Origin of the sequence: Thalassoroseus pseudoceratinae (assembly GCF_011634775.1) — a bacterium.
Classification (GTDB): Bacteria; Planctomycetota; Planctomycetia; order Planctomycetales; family Planctomycetaceae; genus Thalassoroseus; species Thalassoroseus pseudoceratinae.
Genome location: NZ_JAALXT010000005.1, coordinates 599,341 through 620,060, shown reverse-complemented (window position 1 = coordinate 620,060; position 20,720 = coordinate 599,341). Strand labels below are relative to the sequence as shown.

Genomic DNA, 20,720 nt, shown 5'->3' with positions numbered 1-20,720 from the left:
ATTCGTCATCCCAGAAGCTGACGAAAGTTTTCGCCTAAGATCAGTTTCTTGTCGGCTTCAGTGATGTCAGCCGCGATGACTTTGCTGAGTTCGGTACCCAGTGATCGGGACGGAAGATGAGAGCCGAAAATGATTCGTTCGGCTCCGAGGTCGCGGACTGCCATTTCGATGAAACCGGCGGTGGCATCAAAGCCGGAAGTTTCAATCAGAACGTTTGCATGTTCGCGGACGGCGCGGATGCCCTGCTCCCACTCTCCGCCAGCGTGAGCGCAGACGAATTTCTGGTCTGGATATTGTTTCGCCAGTTCGGCTAACTCGGCTGGTGTCGATTCGCCGGCTCCTTGTTTTCCGCCCGTCTTGTACCACGTGTGCTGCATGATCACCCCGCCGAAGTCGGCAATGCGTTCGATGAGCGAATGAAAATTCCGATGCGTGCACGTCATTGCCGTTGGTCCGCCGCCGGAAAAATACACGCCCCGCATCGGTCCATCCCGCAGCCAACGCTTGAGTGCATCAAGCGATTCCGGCACTCGATGCGGATTGATTTGAATCATTCCGATCAACAAATCCGGCCAACGCTCCAGCGGTTTCAATACGAGTTCCGGTTGTGATTGCAGTCTTGCTTCGAGGTTTGCATCGGTCGTTGTGCCGAGACCGACATGGGCGAAGTAACACAGCTTCTCAAACCGCCCCAACTGGATCGCTGGCAGCGTTTGTTCGATGCCAGTCACAAGTTGACTGAAACCGTCGGCACCGGGGTGGTAGTGCGACGGCGTGAAGTACGAATCCCAAATGCGGTACTTCTTGAGCTGCTCAGCAGGGGGAAGTCCCAGACGGATCGGCGAATTCATCAGCGGGCAGCTCCGATCAAATTGTCGGCGGTTCGATTGAGAATCGACAGCAGCGAGTCGGCTTCCAGTGGGTTTTCTGCGAGACGAATCAAGGCGGCTTCGGGAATCAAGAACGGAGCATGAGTCCCCAACGCGACTCGTCCTGGCACAACTTCCAGCATCTTCGCAACACCATCGGTGCTGTCGACTCGAGCGGTGTCGAAGGTGATCCGGTCGATCGGTTCCAGTTTCTTGACGACATCCAATCGCGGTCGCAGATTGAGAATTTGCACACGAGCAGCGGGCACCATTTGCATGACACTGGCCAATGGATTCAAATCGACATCAGCCACGTGGACCAGCGGATGTTGCGTGCGGCGGTCTTCGAGTGTTTGCGGAATCTGCACGAAACGGTTGGCCCTCGCGGCCATTGCCAGCAGTTCGACGAAGACATCATCGGCGAGTGTGTAACCGTGATAGCTCGGGAACAACCGCACGCCAGGCATATGATGCTGATCGAAACACCGCCGCACATCGTCTTGCCAACCGGGAAGGTTGAGGTTGATGACACCGATCGGATTCAATTCGGGGAACCGTTGACATTCCTCCGCCAACCGCGTGTTTACGCTGGTGATGTCTCGATGGAGCACGCCTTCAAAACTGCTGGCCCAGGCTTCGGAGATGCCCAGGCTTCGCAGCTTGCCCACGAGCTTTGCAGTGTCATCGAGTGGCAATCGACGAAACGGCCATTGGAACAGGCTGATGTTCGTGTCGATCACGGGAACGTCAGCCGATTGTGATTCCGCAGCGGTGCCTTTGGCCATCGTTCCGAGTGCTCCAAGGACGAGTGAGGTTGCCAGCAGTTCGCGGCGATTGAGCGTCCCGTCGGTCACGCGAGAATCTCCTCGACCACGCGCGGCGGATGCAAACCGGTAAGGCGTTCTTCCAGTCCGCTGCGAGTGATGAATAGTTTGTGATGATGCAGGCCGAGCAGGTGCAAAATCGTGGCGTGGAAATCGTGAACGCTCACAGGGTTCTCGACGACGGCGTGGCCGAACTCGTCGGTCTGCCCATACGCCATGCCACCCTTCACTCCACCACCGGCCATCCACGAGGTGAAAGCCTGCATGTTGTGATCGCGACCGGTGTAGAGGTCGCCAGATTTTTGCGATGTCGGGGTGCGTCCGAATTCGCCGCCCCAGATGACGAGGGTATCTTCGAGCAAACCGCGTTGCTTGAGATCCTTCAAGAGTGCAGCCACTGGGCGATCGGTACGTTCACAGATACGACGATGGTTCGGCCCCAGATCGACGTGGCTGTCCCATGGTTGTTCTTCGAGGAACAGTTGCACGAATCGCACACCACGTTCGACAAGTCGTCGTGCCAGCAAACAGCGTTTGCCGTACGAGTCAGTGATGTCGTCGCCGATGCCGTACATCTCTTGCGTCTCTTTGGTTTCGCGGGAGAGATCGAGGGCTTCGCTGGCGGTCAGTTGCATTCGCCCCGCTAACCCGTATGACGCAATGCGTGCATCGAGTTGCGGTGTGTGGGGACGTTCGTGTCGATGGATTTCATCGAGTTGGTTGAGCAGTCGTGTGGCGGCATCGGTGACGGATGCGGACTGATCGAATTGCGGTTTCAGGTTGAGAATCGGCGAACCGGTCGGGCGAAACGGCGTACCCTGATACAACGGCGGCAGAAAACCGGACGTCCAATTTCGCGTGCCGTTCTTGGGTGGACCGAGGGGATCGGTCAGCACGACATAGGCCGGCAGGTTTTGATTTTCCGTACCGAGCCCGTAGGTCGTCCACGCGCCGAGTGTCGGGTAGCCCATAAACAGCCGACCGCTTTGGATCTTGTACAACGCGTTGTCGTGGTTTGGATGGTCGGTCCACATCGAATTGATGAAGCAGATATCATCAATTTGCTTCGCGGTCTCGGGCAGCACATCGGCCATCCACAGACCCGATTCGCCATGCCGATTGAAACCGTATTGACCGCCCATCATCACGCCGACTTCGGCGGTACTGAAGTTGCCGATCTCCTCTTTGCTACCCGGGAACGGTTTGCCATCCATCTTGTTCAACACCGGTTTCGGGTCGAACAAATCCATCTGACTCGGGCCACCATTCATGAATAGATGAATGACCGACTTCGCCTTCGCCGGATGATGGGTCGGTTTCGCTTTCAAGTCATGCACTTTGATCGGCGCGTGTTCCTCGTTGGCGAGGGCATCACTGCCAAAAAAGTCCTGACAAAGTAACGACGTGAGAGCCGCTCCGAAGACGCCATCGCGGGTCCGGCTGAAGAAGTCGCGGCGGGATACGGGGGTGTGAGGTGATTCCATAGCAGTTGGTTGGCTCAGTTCAATCGATGTACAAGAACGCGGCAGAATTCAAGACGACATGACAATAGGTGATCAACGCATCGTCGCCGGTGAGTGAGCGAAGATCCCGGAGAGCGATTCGTCCGGCTTGTAATTCGTCCTCGGAGGGTGAGCGACTGAGGGCAAGATTCCAGATGAACTCGATGCGATCTTCGTCGGTGATGTCTGGATCATCGGCGAATTCCTGTTCGACACGCTCGGCGAATGCAGTGGCCAAATCACGGACGTGGGCATCGTGCATCAGCATCAGCGGTTGTGGTGAAACAATGGAAATCGTGCGCACGGTGCAGTTCGGTCCCATTTCCGGGTAGTCGAACGTTTTCATCAACGTGGGGATTTCCGTCCGACGATGCTGCACATAGATGCTGCGACGCCAAGTTCCCTCAGGTGTGGGATTGACGCTGACTAAGCCATCGCGATCGACCGAAACCGATGCCGGCGGTCCGCCCATTTTCGTGTTGAGTTTGCCAGCCACGAAGTGCAACGCATCCCGCAGTGCTTCGGCATCAAGACGCGACATCGGCATTCGCGAGAGCAAAATGTTTTGGGGATCGTGTTCAAGCGCGACCTCGGACACTCGACTCGATTGTTGATAGGCCCGGGAATTCATGATCAATCGGTGCATCTCTTTGATGCTCCAACCACGTTCAACGAACTCGACGGCAAGCCAATCCAGCAACTCGGGGTGCGACGGTTTCTCGCCTTGCTTTCCGAAGTTCTCAAGGGTTGCGACGAGGCCGCGTCCGAAGTGGTGAAACCAAATTCGATTGACCATCACGCGGGCAGTCAACGGGTGATCTGGTTCCGTGAGCCAACGAGCCAGGGCCAATCGACGGCCGGTTTTGGGCGTTCCGTTCGGGAAGGGCGGCTCTGGTGTAAATGGGGTTTGACCATCTGTCAGCACCGATGGCACGCCCGGCCCGACCAACGGTCCAGGGAGATTGTGTTCGCCACGACGGAGCAAATACGTGGGCGTTGGTTGCCCGCGATCCCACAACGCTCGAATGGCGAATGACGGTACAAGTTGCGTTTGCGTTTCCCGGATCGACCGTTCCAGCGTCTCTATCTGCTTTCGAGTTTCCAGGATTGTTTTCGATTGCTCGGAGTCCGGTCGAAGTTCGGCCCGCACGAGTTTTTCCACGAGATTTCGTTGGCGGAGTGTGCGGGTATTGTCCGCGATTCGCAACGCGGCGATCCCGTGGTTGATGTCGTCTTCGGTGAGGTCCGGATAGTGATATTTTAGCGTCTCATGTCGCAGCGACTTCGTCGCATTCCGAAGCTGTGTTTGCAGCGACTTCAATTTCTTTTGAATCGGTGGGTTGTGCTCTTTCACTCGCTGCTTGTGTTCGGGCGTGGCGAACCGCAGTTTGCGAGTTTTGAAGCTGAGCCAATCGTGTTCGTCGAGGGCTCCTTTGAAAATCGCTTTGAAGCGGTAGTAATCGCGTTGGGGGAGCGGATCGTATTTGTGCGAATGGCATCGGCAACACTCCAGCGTCAGCCCCATCACCGATGACCCCATCACGGCAATCACATCGTTGATGACGCCCAGCCGTTCCGGTACAAAATTCATCGTCCGTGAACCCGTTTGGTCAATACCCATCCGTAGGAAGCCGGTGGCGACGAGGTTCTCGACCATTTGATCCGTGACGACGTCGGCCTTCTCGACATCGATGAGTTCATCACCCGCGATCTGTTCGGTGAGGAACCGATCGTAAGGTTTGTCGTTGTTGAACGACTTGATCACGTAATCGCGGTACTTCCAGGCAGCTTCGCGAATCGGATCGGAAGAGACGCCACCTTCGGAGTCTGCATACCCTGCGAGATCGAGCCAGTACCGTCCCCATCGTTCGCCGTATCGCGGTGATGCGAGCAGGTGATCCACCATTACGGCGTACCAATCCTCGGATGTCTCATCACGCCAACGAGAAAGTTCCTCGAGCGTGGGCGGCAGACCGGTGAGGTCGTAGTACGCTCGGCGGATCAGCGTGTTGCGATCCGCTTTCGGGGCGAACTCTAGACCCACTTCATGCAAACGGGCTTCGAGGAATTCATCAATCGATGTCTGGGAGTCGGTCGCTTTCGGTGGTTGAAAGGCCCAGTGCTCGCGGTCTTCATCGGTAACGGCCGAATCGGGTTCGGTGGTGGCGACGTCCGGTTGCACGTCTTCGATGGGGGCGCCGGCGGCGATCCAGTCTTTCAGCGTTTGGACTTCGGAGGACGGTGGACGACGGACAAAGAACTTCAACAGCAGATGCCCTGGCGGACATTCTTCGCTTTCAATCCGTTTGATGAGCAAACTTTCGTCGGGTTTGCCCGGCACGTACGCGGGGCCGCTTTTTCCGCCTTTTTGGAACGCTGCGACGGAACTCAGATCCAGGCCGCCATCTTTTCGACGATTCCCATGACAGGCGACGCATCGCAGCAGGAAGATCGGCAACACATCGTGCTGATTCAGCGTTTTTTCGGTTTTGACGACGGGTTTCTTAGCTGGGGCACCCGCCCGCAACCACGCTTCGACCAAACCGAGTTCATCTTCGGTGAGTTGTGGCTGATCCTCGGGAGGCATTCCGCCGCCATCGACCATCAACCACAGCATACTGCTGTCGATGTCTTCGCCAATGGCCGACTCGCCCGACTCTCCTCCCTTGATGAGTCCCGCCATCGAGGACACATTCAATTCGCCTTTGTGGACGGTGTCACTATGACACTTGCCGCACTTGGCTTCGAAGATCGGTTGAATTTTGGTCTCGAACAGAATCGGTTCGTCGGCCGACAAACTGGTTGCCAAGCCGACGAGAACCAAACTTGTGAGAATTGTGCTCGGGAGACGGTGGAATTGTCGGAATACCATGGGGGATGGTTTTCGAGTCATGAGGCGAGATTGATGCGGGAACGTCGTCGGACCGTTCGGTGAGCACAAACCAAGCATGACCGCACACATTCCACGTGGAAACGGGCTGTGTTTGTTAGCCGCGAAGTTCCAAGCCAGTCATTGTGCCGGTGCCGGTTGCAAACCGATCGGTCTCAAAACCGAAGCGTTGCAACAGACTAACATAAAGATTCGGTAATGGGTAATTGTTCTTCTGATCAAATGCCAAATGTTTTCCATGTTGGAATCCGCCACCGGCGAGCAACACGGGCATGTTGCGGTTATCGTGGCTGGAGGCGTTCCCCAAGTTACTGGTCAGGAAGACCGATGTTTGATCGAGCAGGCTGCGGCCGTTGTCGTCTTCGCTGGCAAGATCGCGGAGGAATTCCCCCCAAGCGGCGATGATGGCCGACTCGACGAGCGCGAGTTGTTCGAGCTTTTCGTCGTCGCGACCGTGGTGGCTGAGTGAGTGATACCCTTCATTCACACCCGGCAACGGCACCACGCCGCCAGACCCACCAAGGTGATAGGTGATGAATCGTGTGGAGTCGGTCTTGAGTGCTAAGCGAATCATGTCCGTCATCAATTTTTGTTGACCGACAAAATCGCTGGAGTTTCGGATGTCGATGGGTTTCTTCGCATCGACTTTGGGTTTCGGCCGTGTCGCCCAGGCTTCCGAAGCGGCGAGACGATTTTCCAAATCGCGGACGGCGGTCAGGTAGGAGTCGAGCCGATCTTTATCGCCGTTCCCAAGTTCGCGAGCGAGCCGTTTGGAGTCGTCTTGCACGAGGTCCAAAATGCTGCGGCCTTCGCGAAGTCGTTGCGATTGCTTTTTTTGCTCGGCGGGGGAATCGTCGATGAACAACTTTGTGAACAACTGCGACGGTGAATCCTCGGCGGGAATCATCGAACCGTTTTCGGTGTACGACGGACTATTACTTCCCCGGCTGCTGACGACCAACGATGGGAACCGTGTGTGGTGCCCCAAGTACTTCGCCATGTACTGATCGAGCGAAATCGAGTTCTTCGCCTGCCCGCCGCTGCCCATCGGTTGTGCGGTGAGAATGCTGGCTTCGGCTCGGTGTCCGCCCTTGACTTCGGGATGCGATGAACCCGAAACCACAGTGAATTGATCCCGCAAGTCGGCCACTTGTTTGAGGTACAAACTCGGTGTGTAACCGCGTCCGGATTCTTTCGGATTGAGATTATCTCCCAGCAGTCCCAAGCCGAGCGTCATGGCGACAAATCGACGTGGCGGTTGGGTTTCCGCTTCGCTGGCGAGTGCTCGTTGCATCGCGGACAGCCAAGGCAAACTCATCGCCACACCGGCACCGCGAAGCATTGTGCGGCGGCTAATTTGACGACCTTGGTTAAAAAAGATGCGATCGCTCATGGTGTTTCCTTGCTAGTTAATTGATTCCAAGTGGGGCAGGCGGTGTCTGACACAATTTTCATCAGGCAATGCCTGACCGACATGACTATTTGCTCAAAAATGACGGGCTGGTTGCCACCGCTTTCACAAGGCTGCGAAAACCGTAGTCGTCACTAGCCGTCTCTTCCACAGCCTGTTTGATCGCCGGTCGGTCGGCAAATTCGACTGGGGCTCCCGTGCCATACGTGAGTAGTTGACCGGCCACGTTCGCGGCAATTTGCTCCGGATCCTCGAGAAGCAATTTCTGGTACTCCGCGAGAGACTCGAATTTTTGTCCATCAGGACGAACGTAACCCGGATCGATTTTCGGTCCTTTGCTTCGTTTGCGACCTTTCAAAACGGTGTACCTGTCTCTCCATCGTCCGGAGGGATCGAAGTTCTCCAACGCGAAGCCGGGCGGATCAATGTGGACGTGACATCCGGCACATGATGGGTCGGATTTATGCTTTTCGAGCATTTCTCGAATGGTTTTCGCACCGCGAATATCGGGTTCAATTGCCGGTACGCTGGCCGGTGGCGGGGGAATCTCGCGACCCAATAACCGCTCCGAAACCCACACGCCGCGAATAACCGGCGACGTGTTCGTGCCGTTGGCGGTGATTTTCATGATGGCCCCTTGTGTAAGCAATCCGCCGCGATGATGGTCTTGCGTTTGGAAATTCACGGGCTGCATGTCGTCGCCCGAGACACCATCAATGCCGTAGTAACGAGCCAAACGTTCATTGAGATAGCTCTCGTCGGCCGCGATGATCCGGGTGACGCTTTGGTTCTTCTCAAGCATCGTTTGCAGAAACGTCAGCGTTTCCGCGACCATGGATTCTTGCACGATCACATCGAATCCCGGGTACAGTCGGCGATCCGGCGTGGTGAAATCAATTTCATCGAGATCGAGCCATTGGGACGCGAAGTCTTCGACAAACTGCTGCCCTTTGGGCGACGTGAGCATTCGTTCGACTTGCTGACGGATGACCGTTTCATCTTGCAACCGATCGGCTTCGGCAAGTTGCAGCAACTCATCGTCCGGCATGGAATTCCAAAGGAAATAACTCAACCGAGATGCGATGGCGTAGCTGTCGAGTTGCCCTGGGGTTTCCTGTAGATATAGGAATCGAGGTGAACACAACAATGCCCGATAACCGGTTCGCAACGCCGAGACCATTGAGTTTCCGTCATCGAGTGACTGCTGAGCCATCTGCACGTACGGCAGAATCGCGGCGTCTTCGACGGGACGTCGGAAGGCACGGGTGGCGAACCGACGCATCAAGCGTTCGATGTCAGCTTTTCGGTTTTTCGAGACCACCCAGCCGCCCCGTTTTTTCGCATCGGTTTTGACGGGAAGATCATCGAACAGAATGCGACGGACTTCGTCGGAAGACGGCCCTTGATGAAACCGTTCCATCACGATTTGTTCGATCGCCACTCCGGGCACGTTTTGCGGCGTGCCTTCGCCGGTGCCGACTTGTCCACCCGCGAAACGGGCCATCTTGAGTGTATCGTCACCGGGGCGAATTTCGATCATCTCGCCACGCGGAAGCCACGTTTCGAAGGTCCATTCCTGCGTCTCCTTCGTGGCTTCAAACGAACCGACCCAGGGCAGTAGCGGAGCGCTGGAAACGCATTTGCCACGTCGGACGGTACACCACACGCCATAATCTTCCGGGAGATTCAGCCCTTTCGCTCGGACCGTGAACCGATACCAACCGTCTTCGCGAGCGGTCGTGGCGGGCAAACGTCCGTAGAAGATCAATCGCGACGACCATGTCACAGCATGTCCGTCGATGACTTCCGGTTCGCGTGTGCGACGACGGGGGTTTCTACGAGAAATCTTTTGAGCATCGAGAGTCTTTGTCCAGACGTTATCGCCTTGAATCGCCCGACGAATCGCCTCGTCCAAGGCGAGATCGACAATTCGCAGATGCTGTTCAAGCTGGAAGTGCGACATCGCTTGACCATCCGCGATGGTCTTGAAGACGTTGTTATCCGGTTCGTCCGGCATCCGCTCGGCCAGCGGGATATCGACACCCAACAAATCGTGGAGCGTGCGTTCGAGCTGGTAGTTGGTCAGTCGACGACCACGCACACGACCTTCACGTTTCCAGGCGGTTTGCTGACGCTGACGCAACCAACTTTCGGTTGTCTTTAGAAATTCGGTCCGTTCTTTCGAGGAAACCGTATTCGAGTCCGCGGGCGGCATTTCCTGATGGTGAACCCGATCGAAAATCCGCACCCAGCGGTCGAGCGACGCTTCCGAACCCGCGTTCCGTTGAAATGTCGTCAAATCCAACCCGCCATCGGCGGAATCACCCTCATGACAGACGGTGCAGTGTTCGTTCAGAAATCCCAAAACGGCGGGCGGAACCGATTCCGAACCATTCACCGTCGAGACGAGAACGAGGTAGCAAAGTAGCAGCGAAAATCGTTGGAAATGAAAACTCTTCAATGGACGACGCCTTCCGATTGTGAGACCAAAGGGGTGTAACAATCAGCAGGAAATCAAGGTGGAAGGTCTCAGTTCAGTGAACTGATGAGGTAGGTGATGAATCCTGGCTGGACCCCTATTATAACAAGTTCTGCTGATTCGTCACGAATTTTCACCTGTTTCGGGCCGGGTTTCCGGTGGAAAATTGACAGTGAACCCGTCGAGACGAGGCCGCGTCCTTACGAAGAATTTCTTCAATCATGCACGACGAACGGGAAAACCGAGTCGCTGTTGTGCACCTCACGAACCATGAATTTGGAAGTCCGCATGTATACACCCAAGGCGTTCGCCGAGCCCGATCAATCGCGGTGTTTCGATCACATCGAGCAGCATAGCTTTGCGACGCTTGTCTCAGTGCATGAGGGGCGACCGGTCGCGTCCCATTTGCCGTTTCTGCTGGATCGAGAACCGAAGCCGCATGGGCAACTGTTGGGGCACTTTGCACGAGCGAATTCGCAATGGACCGAAGTCGATGGCCAAACAGTTCTGGCAATTTTCCAGGGACCGCATGCCTACATCACGCCGACATGGTATGAATCCGCAAACGTAGTTCCGACATGGGATTACGTCACCGTGCACGTGACTGGCACGCTCCGTCTAATCGAAGACCCTGCCGAACTGCATCGACTTGCTGGCAGAACGGTTGATCAGTACGAGCAATCGCGATCCGTCCCGTGGAAATACCAAGGTTCACCGGAGTTCATGGAGAAATTGCTCGGCATGATCGTCGGTTTTCGCATCGACATCGAACAAATCGAAGGGCAGTGGAAACTCAGTCAGAATCATACCGTCGAACGTCGGGAACGAGTCATCCATGGTTTGCGTGCGGAAGACGATCCGAACGCCCATGCGATCGCTGAACTCATCCAAGCCACGTTGGAAGAGACGGATCGAACTGCGAAGTGACGTTACGGAGACAATCGGATCGGCAAACTCGGCAGACCACGCAGACCGATGCGTTTCGCCCATTTCAATTCGCTCGATGGAATCGCCAGTTCGAGTTTTGGAAACCGCGTGAACAAACAGCGGAAAGCTGTCTCGACTTCCGCGTTGGCGAGTTTCATGCCGAGACATACATGCATGCCGGTGCCGAATGCCACATGCGGATTCGGTTGCCGGCGGATGTCGAAATGGCCCGGGTTTTCAAATTCCGCAGGGTCTAAATTCGCGGCGGCGAGAATCGCACTGATCATTTCCCCGCGACGGAGCGAGACGCCGACCAACTCGGTGTCTTCCCGGATATACCGCGGTTTGGTCATCTGCACGGGACAGTAAAATCGCAGAGCTTCCTGCACCGCTCCTCCAACGAGTGACCAATCTGCTAGGAGTTCCGCTTTCTGTTCGGGATGTTCGAGCAGGGTCAGCAGACCGCCACTGGTGAGATGCACCGTTGTCTCGTGACCGGCGAACAACAGCAGAAACGCGAACGCGATCAATTCTTCATGACTCAGTTGATCGCCCGCCTGTTCCGCCTGGACCAAAGCGGTGAGCAAACCGGGACGCGGGTTTTGCCGACATTCCTCGAACTGCCGTTCAAAATAGCGGTACATTTTCCGCAGCAGTGGCAGAAACCGGAACACGGCCAGCACGGAGTTCGTTTGCGTCAACGCGGCTCCCCATTTCCCGAAGACGGGGCGGTCTTCCTCGGGAAGCCCGAGCAGTTCCGAAATCACCGCCAAGGGAAACGGTCGGGCGAAGTGTTCGACGAAATCGACTTGCCCATCCCGTTTGGCGATCGCTTCGACTTGATCCAGCAGCGTGTGCGCGAGTTGTTCGAGTCGCGGTTGCATGTCGTCCACACTTCGCCGCAGAAACGCCGCTTCGGCTAATTTTCGCAGCCGACGATGATCGGGATCATCCTTGGTCAGCATGTTGTTCGCGAGCGTGGTGATCGTGCGGGGCATCCACCATTGCATCCCCGCGTACTGCTTGCGACCGGCGTTGTGGGCGCTGGTGACGAAGCGTTCGGAGTCTCGCAACACCGCGACGGTGGTTTCGTAATCCGTCGTGATCCGCGTTCGCCCCATGATCGGCAAACGCGTCTCGATCAACGGCCCCTGCTCCCGTAAGGCGGCGAACGTCGGCAGCGGATTGCGTTTGAAATCCTGCGAAACGAGGTCAATCTTCTGCACTGTTCGTGTCCCTTCCGTTGCGGGCGATCAAATCACGCAGCGCGACGGCGAGCGAGTTTTTGCTTCAACCGTTGCATGCCCCGAATCCAACGGTCAGGGTCTTCGGATTTCATTTGGTAGAATTCTTCGACCTGCGGATGAGGCAGAATCAGGAACTTTTCACTTTCGATGCCCTGCATGATTGCCGTCGCCGCTTGGTCGGCGGAGATCGAACTGATTTGCAAGAATTGGTGAATGGGATCATCTGGATCCAGCATGTCGGTTTCGACACCCAACGGGCAAACACACGAGACGCGAATTCCTTCCCGTCCATGTTGGACCGACAACCACTCAGCGAGGGCCACGTCGGCGTGCTTCGTGACGGAATACGCGGCCGATCCGATTTCCGTCAGCAATCCGGCGGCGGAGGCGGTGTGGATGAGATAACCTTCTCCACGTTCCAACATTCCCGGCACGACCGCCCGAGCAGCGAAGATGCGAGACATCACGTTCACGTCCCACAGGCGTTGCCAATCGCCGTCGATGGTGTCTTCACCACCTTTTACCGTGATTCCTGCGTTCGAAACGAAAATATCGACCGGGCCGAATGCTTTCTCCGTGGCGGCGACCAAGCGGACCACTTCGTCTTCGCGGCTGACATCACAACCACAACTTGCGCCGCCAATTTCTTCAGCGACTTTTGCGGACGTCGTTTCATCGACATCGCTGACCATCACCTTCGCACCCGCTGCCGCGAGTTGCCGACAGAGTGCTGCTCCAATCCCGCGTGCCCCACCGGTGACCACGACCACTTTATTCTTCACATCCATGGCTGTTGTTCCTTCAACTCGATGACGGTCCGTCCAGCGGAAGGATATCAGTTGTCGACTGGTCGGCCAACCCGTTTTCCCGCCGCGCTTGATGTTGACCATTTCCACAGATTCTGCTGTGATCTCGCCGCATTACAGTCTCCCGATTGGACCCGGAACACGCTATGGCTTCGATCTTCGATCGCTACCTGCTGCGGCGGTACTTGTCGACATTCTTCATTCTCTTCATCAGCACTTACGGTTTGTATGTGGTGATTGATGGGTTCAGTAACGTCGACGATTTCCAAATCCGGGCCGATGGAACTGGTGAAATGCTCCAGGCGATGGCCAAGCATTACGGATACCAATCGACGGCCTTCTTCAACATGATGGCCCCGATTTTGGCGATTATCTCGGTGTTGGTCGTAGTGGCCATGTTGTATAAGCAGACGGAAATCACGCCGATGCTCTCGGCCGGTGTGCCGGTGTCGCGGTTGTTGCGTCCGTTTATTGCGGGTGCGGTGTTGGTGAACGTGATGGCTTGGATCAACCAAGACGTTTTCATTCCCCGCTTCGCGCCAATGTTGCAAGCAGGCCGAGGCGAAGCCGGTGAGAAAGGCAAACGGGTCGAACCGGTCTACGATTACGTCTCTCACATTTGCATCGACGGCGAACGACTGTTCTACCATGAACAACGCATTCAAGATGCCCACTTCGTGTTGCCCGTTCCCGAGGTTGCGGAGGAACTGACGACGCTCTCAGCCGAAAGCGCCACGTTCTTCGAAGCCACCGACGATCGGCCCGCGGGATGGTTGCTGCAGAATCTCACGACGGATACCTCCAATCTGAAGTTGACCGATACCGGGAACCGTCTTGTGCGTTCGGTCCCGGATTCGTCGGACTTGTTCATTGTTTCGGATGTGAGTTTCGACCAACTCAGCAACCGGAACCGAAGTTACAAGTACATCCCCACAAGCGAACTTATTCAACGTATTCGCAACCCCGCGTTTGGTTCATCGTCTGTGCGAGCCCAGCTGATGCATTTGCATCTTCGGTTTGTGGCTCCGATTGCGAATGTGCTTTGCATCTTCGTGGCTGTGCCCTTGGTGATTCGTCGTGAGAGTCGCAGTCTTGTCACGAATATGGCCGTCTGCACGGGCTGTCTCGGTGTACTTTACGGGCTTTCGATGGGGTGTGAATACCTCGGACAAGTGAACCTCTTGAGACCCGATATGGCTGCTTGGTCTCCCGCCATTGTCACGGGAACACTTGGGGCATGGCTCAGCGGTTTGGCGCAAACATAGATCGGATTGTGCTTTCGTTGTGTCTTGCTGAAATTGCATGCTGTGCGGACGTCACTTAGGCCGTTCGATGGATAGCCGGCTTGCTGGCCAGATCGACAACTTGAGGGGCCACACCGGCGACGAGTCGGAGTTGTGCCAAGTCGAAAACGGTGTTCAGAATCGTCGAAATGAGATGCGAGGGTCCGAACGGTTCGCCGTCCGGCTCGCCGCCATCGCGGGTTGATCGGCCGATGACTTCACCACCGGGCAAGCCACCGCCGTAGAGCAGCAACGGAGCGAGACGGCTCCAGTGATCGCGGCCTCCACGTTTGTTGATTCGCGGTGTGCGACCCATCTCCCCGGTGCAAACAAGCATGATTTTGTCTTGCAGTCCGCGAGATTCCAGGTCTTCGACAAAGGCGGCAACCGCATGGTCGAACGGACGCCCCACCGCGTCCATACCGTCAACCATGTTGAGATTGTTTCCGTCGGCGTGCATGTCCCAAACTCCGGCGTAACCCGCATGGATGGTGACGAATCCACAACCTGCTTCGCAGAGTCGCCGGGCTAACAAGAGTAGCTTGCCAATGGACTTCGCTTGGCCGGTGTAATAACCCCGTCGGCCACGCGCCGCTTTATGCCAATTGTGCTTCGGTACATATTGGGCGGTATCGTAGCGTTCGATGACTTTCGGATCTTCGTTGGCGAGATCGAGAGCCGCCGCCACTTTTCCATCGAGAAGCAGATCGTAGGCTTGTCGTTGAAGCTGATCCATGTGTTCCAGCTGACCGGTTCGGTCGACGTTTCTTTGCAGCCGATCCAGTTGAGCTAACAGGTTCCGTCGGTCTTCAAAAAATCGATCATGCGGGAGACTCAACTTCATGTCTTGCTGAAGGTCTCCACCACCGCCCGGCACGAATGGAGCGAACGATTGACCATACGGCCCGGTGGATCTGAGATCTCCTCGCGCCTGCGGACCGGGCACGTCGGATTCGACGGCATTCGGGTAGATCACCGTGTTCGTCGGCATGCCCGTTTCGGGGTTGGTGGTGCCGACAACGCGGGAGAAATGCGAACCGATATTGGCCTCTTCGGAGTGTGGCCCGACAATTGGTTGGATGTTGTGGCCAGCGTTCTGAGTTTGAAACGCACGGACCACCGTGAGTTTGTGGGCAAGGCGAGCCAATTGTGACATCGGTTCGCCAAACTCGACGCCCGGCAGCGAGGTCTGCACGACGTCGGTCACGGTGCGGATCGCAGACGGTGCGTTCGGCTTGGGGTCAAATGTTTCAAACTGACTCGGCCCACCCTGCTGGAACAAGAAGATGACAGACTTCCCAGTGACGGAACTTGTCGTGGGATTTGCGCGGACTTGGTCGGCCAGCAGTGACGGTAAAGCCAATCCGCCGATTCCCAGGCTACCCAGGCGGAGAAATTCACGACGAGGAATCGGGTGTCGTCCGTCTGTCTTCAGAAGCATAATGGCCTCGCGCGTTCCGGGACTGGTTCCACGTTCCGACGCAACCGCAGGGCGGTCTTCGGTGTTCGGGACCCATGCGAAACCCGGTGGCGTCCCACGTCCAAATGACGGAGTTGATCACGGCAAGAAGAAGCTCATTCCCGCCAGTTCAATCATCCATCTTAACCTGGCAACAGACACCCGCGAATCAAAAATCGATGCATGCAGCCCCGACTACCTATCTATCAACTACCATTTATGGAACTGGTGGTCAAGATGGTGAACGGATCGCCGCGGTTGCAAGACCGGCGAGCGCAGCGGTTTTGAACCGGCGAATGTTAGTCGTCGCTTCACGCAGATGCAGAAGACGGCACGGCAACTTACGCGTTGACATCCACGACGATGCGGCCTTTGACTTGCCCATTCAAAATTTCGTTGGCAAGTGTCGGAACGTCCGCTAGTTTTGCCGGTTGGATCATCGCATCGAGCTTTTCGAGTGGCAGGTTGCTGGCGATTCGCTCCCAACCACGAATGCGATTTTCATAAGGCTGCATCACACTGTCGATGCCAAGAAGATTGACACCGCGAAGCAGGAAGGGAATCACGGTGGTTGGCAGCTTCGCTCCACCGGCCAGTCCGACCGCAGCCACCGAGGAACCATACTTGAGTTGACCGATCACACGGGCGAGCATCTCCCCGCCGACGGCATCAACGCACCCTGCCCAAGTTTCGGATTCCAGCGGTTTCTTGGATACGGTGTCGATTTCTTGACGCGCGACGATTCGGGTCGCACCAAGCGATTTTAGATAATCGGCCATCTCCGGTCGTCCCGTGACCGCAGCGACTTCGTAACCAAGATTGCCCAGCACCGCCGTCGCAATCGAGCCAACACCGCCGGCCGCTCCCGTCACCAAGACTTCACCGTGTTCCGGTTTCATGCCGTGGTCTTCCAGAGCATTCACCGCCAGGATCGCAGCGAATCCCGCCGTTCCAACGGCCATGGCTTGCTTCGTGGAAAGACCGTCCGGCAGCGGCACGAGCCAATCCGCATCGACGCGAGCCTTCTGCGAGAACCCGCCCCAATGCGTCTCACCAACTCGCCAACCGGTCAGCACGACCTTGTCGCCGGGTTGATACCGCGAATCGCTGGACTCTTCCACGACACCCGCAAAGTCGATTCCCGGCACGTGAGGATAGTTGCGGACGAGTCCGTTTTTCGGTTGCAGGCACAATCCGTCTTTGTAGTTGACGGTGGTGTACTCCACGGCCACAGTCACGTTACCCGCTGGCAAGCGATCTTCGGTCAATTGCTGCACCGTCGCCGACACGGAATCCTCATCGGTCTTTTCGACAAGTAAAGCATTGAACGTCATGGTGGTCCCTTGTTGGCTGGCTCGGTTTTCGTCGATCTCCTTACGTAGTTTAGTGAGTTTCGCCCGGAGTTGCATCCAGGAGTTCGGGGAGTTGATCGCTGATGAAGGTGCGAATTTCATCACGAACACGTCGGTAGTGGTCGAGGGCTTCCTCTTCCGATTTGGCTTCCTTCGCAAGTTTGGGAGGATCATCGAAACCGACGTGCACTACTCGGGCTTTGCCAAGAAACGGGGGGCAGTTTTCATCCGCGTGACCGCACACCGTGATGACCAAATCCAGCGGAACATCCTGCAAGGAACTGACCAACTTGGACGATTGTCCCGTGATATCGACGCCCGCTTCCTGCATCACTTGGATGGCATTCGGGTTCATGCCGTGCGCTTCGATGCCGGCGGAATAGGGTTCGACACGGTCACTGAGTAGATGGCGTGCCCAACCTTCCGCCATCTGACTGCGGCAAGAATTGCCCGTACAGAGAAACAATACTTTGGTGCGAGACATAGAATTTCTTTCGTGTTAGGAAGCAGCTTGCACTTGCTCTGTCGCAAGCCATTCTTGAATGGTGGAGTCGATTTTGTCGCGGACTTCCCGAAACTTTTGCAGCTTTTCTTCGGCGGTGCCGGTACATGCCGCGGGGTCTTCAAATGGCCAACAGAATGTTTGCAACACGTTCGGCCAAATTCGCGGGCACGCTTTTTCCGCCCGATCACACACGAAGATCACATACCGTGCGGAAATTTTTCCAAGGTACTCGGAAACGGACTTCGCACGCTGTCCTTCCAGATCGTAGCCGATCTCGTTCATCGCTTGAATTGTGAACGGGTTGATGACCGAGGGCTCCAAGCCGGCGCTGTGAACTTCAAATTGATCTCCGGCATATCGTCGCAGAAACGCTTCCGCCATTTGGCTGCGGGCCGAATTTCCGGTGCAGAGAAATAGAACTTTGGGTTTGGACATCGCGATAGCCTTTGAGTTACTTTGAAACAGCGATCGGTTGACCGACGATCTGACGTAGACCGTTCACTCCGGTGGGTGGTTCTTTTCGCCATGGCAGAACCGCGAGACGTGTTGACAGCGAATCGTTGACTTCACCGACGAATGGAATTTCGTTTTGCTTCCGCTGCACGAGAACCGGATCGGAAACCGGCAAGGACTGAAAACTCTGATTGATGATCCACGCGAACGGTTCGATTTCGGCACGGCGGAGATCGTTCTGAAGTTGAGTGGCTTCGTGGACCGGTGTGGCTTCCGGTAGTGTGACGATCAGCACGTGAGCAAAGTTCGGATCGCGAAGTCGCGATAACAATTGCTCCACGGACTCCGGCATTTGAGACGATTGCCTCGCAACTTCCCGGTGGTATGCCAACGCGGAATCCAGCAGCAGAATCGTGTGGCCGGTGGGTGCGGTATCGAGCACCACGAACCGATCGTTGCCATCCGCGACGGCACGTGCAAATGCTCGGAACACGGCGATTTCCTCGGTGCACGGGGAACGCAAATCTTCTTCGAGAAGTGCTCGTCCTTCGTCATCGAGATCCGCGCCGGCAGTCTCCATGACTTCGGCGGTGTAGTCGCGTGTTTCCTGAGTGGGGTCGATTCGGCTCACACTCAAATTGGGCAAGTGATCGCTATTCAGCGTGGTCGCCAAGTGTGCTGCCGGGTCAGTGGTCGAGAGCAACACTTCGTGGCCACGATCGGCCAGTGCGACAGCAATCGCAGCGGCCACCGTCGTTTTACCAACCCCGCCTTTTCCCATCGTCATCACAACCCCGTGCCCCGCCGTTGCCATTTCATCGACCAAAGCCGTCAGGTCGAAATTCAACTCCGGGACAGAACTTGGTGACGGTGTGAACTCGCCCACAGCGTTCGACTTGCCGACCCGCTTCAATGCCTCGGTTCCCATCAAACCGGCGGGGAGCAAGGGGACGTCAGTTCGTGGCAGGGATGCGATTGCGTCTGGAATTGAACTCAATGCCTGATCGCAACGAGACTCCATTGCGATCGCAAATTCATCGTTTTCCGTTTGCGTCGAGAACACACCGTTGACAATCAATCGTTGGTTCTGAATTCCAACCGCGTGCAGTTCCTCGCTCGTGCGGGCGGCTTCCCGGAGTGCCGAAATTTCCGGCCGCGTGACGAGCACGAGCGTGGTCTTCTCCGCGTCCGACAACGCGGCCATGCTTTGTGCGTAGAGTTTCTGTTGATCCTGCAAACCGGCGAGCGGACCGAGACAGGATGTGCCCGTCGTGTTCGATTCCATGTACCCCGACCATGCCGCCGGGAGCGTGAGCAATCGTAGCGTGTGACCGGTGGGGGCCGTATCGAAAATGACATGGTCGTAGTGTGCGGTGGCCGATTCGTCACCGAGCAAACGCGAGAACTCATCGAAGGCGGCGATCTCAAGCGTGCAGGCACCGGAGAATTGTTCCTCCATGCTGGCAACCGCCGTGTCTGGCAGAACGCCGCGATACGGTTCCACCATCCGCTCTCGATACTGTCGTGCCGATTCCGCCGGATCGATGTTCATGGCATCCAAATTCGGTACACCATTGATGGGTGTCGGCTCGTTTCCGATCTCGGTCGCCAAAACGTCGTGCAAGTTCGACGCGGGGTCGGTCGAGACGAGTAGCACTCGCAATCCTTGATCGGCCAATTGCACAGCCGTCGCACACGCCATGGATGTTTTGCCGACACCGCCCTTACCGGTGAAGAACAAATTTCGCGTTGGGTTGGTCATAAGTGACATCATCGGACTCCTTCAAACAAAACGCAATTTTGTCGAGCGTTCTCGAAACGACCGTGGTCATTGAAAACCGCAATGCCAATTAGCAGCAACCGGTGTCGCCGCAGCATCCGCCATTTGACGAGATCGGAAGTGCCGCTGGTGTTCGCAAGGTGCCCGTCCACAAAGCGAGATTGTCACGCGATGGGTATTCGCCGCGGCTAACCATGCGGTCATCCACCAGCACGAGCGGCAGACAATCCACGCCTTCGCTTTCGAGCATCTTTTGCACCGAGGCATTCGACGCAAATGCTCCCGGTTGCTGAGCCAGGTTGAACCGATCCACTTGATGCCCCTGTGATTTGAGCCATTCCAGGTCACTCGCGAACTTCGGCAACACGGGATCAACTTGCGGTCCACACACGCCGGTGGAGCAACACATGGGTTTGTCGAAAACTTGGACTTTGCTCATTTCAGTCTCCTTGGTCGAGGTTTAATCGCCCATCGTCGAATAACGATGGGCTAGGCAAATCAAAAGAACTTACAACTCGGCGATTAATTGTTTGAGTCGTTCGAGCTTCTCCGTATTGATGCAGTAGCAGACTTTCGGACCGGCGATCTCACCTTGAATCACTCCGGACTCTTTCAGGATCTTCAGGTGTTGCGAAACGGTCGATTGAGCCAACGGCAATTCTGCGACGATTTCGCCGCAAACGCATGCTTCGCGATTGATCAACAATCGCACGATCCGAACACGAGCCGGATGCGCAACCGCCCACGCAAGCTGAGCCAATTCCTCGGCACTTGCATCGTCGGGCAGGCTGACCGGCCTCGAATCACATTCACGTTGTTGCGGTTTGCGTTTTGTCATTGGGTTTCACCTGATCGTTGATCGACGATTAACGATATCGGTTCGTTGGGGTGATGTCAATTAGACTTCTTGCAAGCGTGATTCGATTTTCTTGA

At 56.2% G+C, this 20,720-nt stretch carries 17 protein-coding genes; 2 read left to right on the top strand and 15 right to left on the bottom strand.

Translation table 11 applies throughout. From position 1 onward, the window contains the following. Nucleotides 1–5 precede the first annotated feature (5 nt). From G6R38_RS20170 to G6R38_RS20145, 6 genes are all read right to left on the bottom strand, one after another. Entirely contained in the window at nucleotides 6–851 is an 846-nt protein-coding gene (locus tag G6R38_RS20170) for an amidohydrolase family protein (RefSeq protein ID WP_166830491.1), read from the bottom strand. Continuing rightward, nucleotides 851–1,723, bottom strand: a complete 873-nt coding sequence (locus tag G6R38_RS20165; protein ID WP_166830486.1) for an amidohydrolase family protein — start codon at nucleotides 1,721–1,723, stop codon at nucleotides 851–853. Before G6R38_RS20165 ends, G6R38_RS20170 begins: the two co-directional genes overlap by 1 nt. After that, a complete protein-coding gene (locus tag G6R38_RS20160) occupies nucleotides 1,720–3,177 on the bottom strand; it encodes a DUF1501 domain-containing protein (RefSeq protein ID WP_166830481.1) in 1,458 nt (485 codons plus the stop codon). The genes G6R38_RS20165 and G6R38_RS20160 overlap by 4 nt, the downstream gene beginning before the upstream one ends. A gap of 19 nt (nucleotides 3,178–3,196) precedes the next feature. Next, nucleotides 3,197–6,067 (bottom strand): PSD1 and planctomycete cytochrome C domain-containing protein, encoded by a 2,871-nt coding sequence (locus G6R38_RS20155; protein ID WP_166830476.1) that lies wholly within the window; start codon nucleotides 6,065–6,067, stop codon nucleotides 3,197–3,199. 115 nt (nucleotides 6,068–6,182) lie between these two features. Continuing rightward, nucleotides 6,183–7,478, bottom strand: coding sequence for a DUF1552 domain-containing protein (locus G6R38_RS20150; RefSeq protein WP_166830474.1), 1,296 nt, complete (start codon nucleotides 7,476–7,478; stop codon nucleotides 6,183–6,185). Between the two features lie 85 nt (nucleotides 7,479–7,563). Continuing rightward, a complete protein-coding gene (locus G6R38_RS20145; RefSeq protein WP_206028649.1) occupies nucleotides 7,564–9,957 on the bottom strand; it encodes a DUF1592 domain-containing protein in 2,394 nt (797 codons plus the stop codon). Between the two features lie 306 nt (nucleotides 9,958–10,263). Here G6R38_RS20145 and G6R38_RS20140 point away from each other — a divergent pair, with 306 nt between their 5' ends. Further along, on the top strand, nucleotides 10,264–10,902 hold the full coding sequence (locus G6R38_RS20140) for an FMN-binding negative transcriptional regulator (RefSeq protein ID WP_166830469.1): 639 nt from the start codon (nucleotides 10,264–10,266) through the stop codon (nucleotides 10,900–10,902). 2 nt (nucleotides 10,903–10,904) lie between these two features. Here the strand turns inward: G6R38_RS20140 and G6R38_RS20135 are convergent, their stop codons facing one another. Together G6R38_RS20135 and G6R38_RS20130 are read right to left on the bottom strand one after the other, a co-directional pair. Beyond that, nucleotides 10,905–12,128: a cytochrome P450 family protein gene (locus G6R38_RS20135; RefSeq protein WP_166830465.1), complete on the bottom strand. Its 1,224-nt coding sequence runs from the start codon at nucleotides 12,126–12,128 to the stop codon at nucleotides 10,905–10,907. 32 nt (nucleotides 12,129–12,160) lie between these two features. Beyond that, the gene (locus G6R38_RS20130; RefSeq protein WP_166830460.1) at nucleotides 12,161–12,937 is read right to left on the bottom strand and encodes an SDR family oxidoreductase; all 777 of its coding nucleotides are present in this window, start codon (nucleotides 12,935–12,937) and stop codon (nucleotides 12,161–12,163) included. 164 nt (nucleotides 12,938–13,101) lie between these two features. Here G6R38_RS20130 and G6R38_RS20125 point away from each other — a divergent pair, with 164 nt between their 5' ends. Beyond that, nucleotides 13,102–14,220 (top strand): LptF/LptG family permease, encoded by a 1,119-nt coding sequence (locus G6R38_RS20125; protein WP_166830456.1) that lies wholly within the window; start codon nucleotides 13,102–13,104, stop codon nucleotides 14,218–14,220. Nucleotides 14,221–14,275: 55 nt separating this feature from the next. On the opposite strand, the gene G6R38_RS20120 is transcribed toward G6R38_RS20125, so the two are convergent. From G6R38_RS20120 to G6R38_RS20090, 7 genes are all read right to left on the bottom strand, one after another. Next, the gene (locus tag G6R38_RS20120) at nucleotides 14,276–15,679 is read right to left on the bottom strand and encodes a DUF1501 domain-containing protein (RefSeq protein WP_166830452.1); all 1,404 of its coding nucleotides are present in this window, start codon (nucleotides 15,677–15,679) and stop codon (nucleotides 14,276–14,278) included. A 359-nt stretch (nucleotides 15,680–16,038) separates the two neighbouring features. Continuing rightward, nucleotides 16,039–17,031 carry an MDR family oxidoreductase gene (locus G6R38_RS20115; protein ID WP_166830664.1) on the bottom strand — a complete coding sequence of 331 codons (993 nt, stop codon included), beginning with the start codon at nucleotides 17,029–17,031 and terminating at the stop codon, nucleotides 16,039–16,041. Nucleotides 17,032–17,080: 49 nt separating this feature from the next. Beyond that, nucleotides 17,081–17,533 (bottom strand): arsenate reductase ArsC, encoded by a 453-nt coding sequence (locus G6R38_RS20110; protein ID WP_166830448.1) that lies wholly within the window; start codon nucleotides 17,531–17,533, stop codon nucleotides 17,081–17,083. Nucleotides 17,534–17,548: 15 nt separating this feature from the next. Continuing rightward, nucleotides 17,549–17,989, bottom strand: a complete 441-nt coding sequence (locus tag G6R38_RS20105) for an arsenate reductase ArsC (protein WP_166830443.1) — start codon at nucleotides 17,987–17,989, stop codon at nucleotides 17,549–17,551. A 16-nt stretch (nucleotides 17,990–18,005) separates the two neighbouring features. After that, on the bottom strand, nucleotides 18,006–19,778 hold the full coding sequence (gene arsA / locus G6R38_RS20100) for an arsenical pump-driving ATPase (protein ID WP_166830663.1): 1,773 nt from the start codon (nucleotides 19,776–19,778) through the stop codon (nucleotides 18,006–18,008). 79 nt (nucleotides 19,779–19,857) lie between these two features. Further along, nucleotides 19,858–20,226, bottom strand: a complete 369-nt coding sequence (gene arsD, locus G6R38_RS20095) for an arsenite efflux transporter metallochaperone ArsD (protein ID WP_166830441.1) — start codon at nucleotides 20,224–20,226, stop codon at nucleotides 19,858–19,860. 69 nt (nucleotides 20,227–20,295) lie between these two features. After that, nucleotides 20,296–20,625: an ArsR/SmtB family transcription factor gene (locus G6R38_RS20090; RefSeq protein WP_166830439.1), complete on the bottom strand. Its 330-nt coding sequence runs from the start codon at nucleotides 20,623–20,625 to the stop codon at nucleotides 20,296–20,298. Nucleotides 20,626–20,720: the final 95 nt, after the last annotated feature.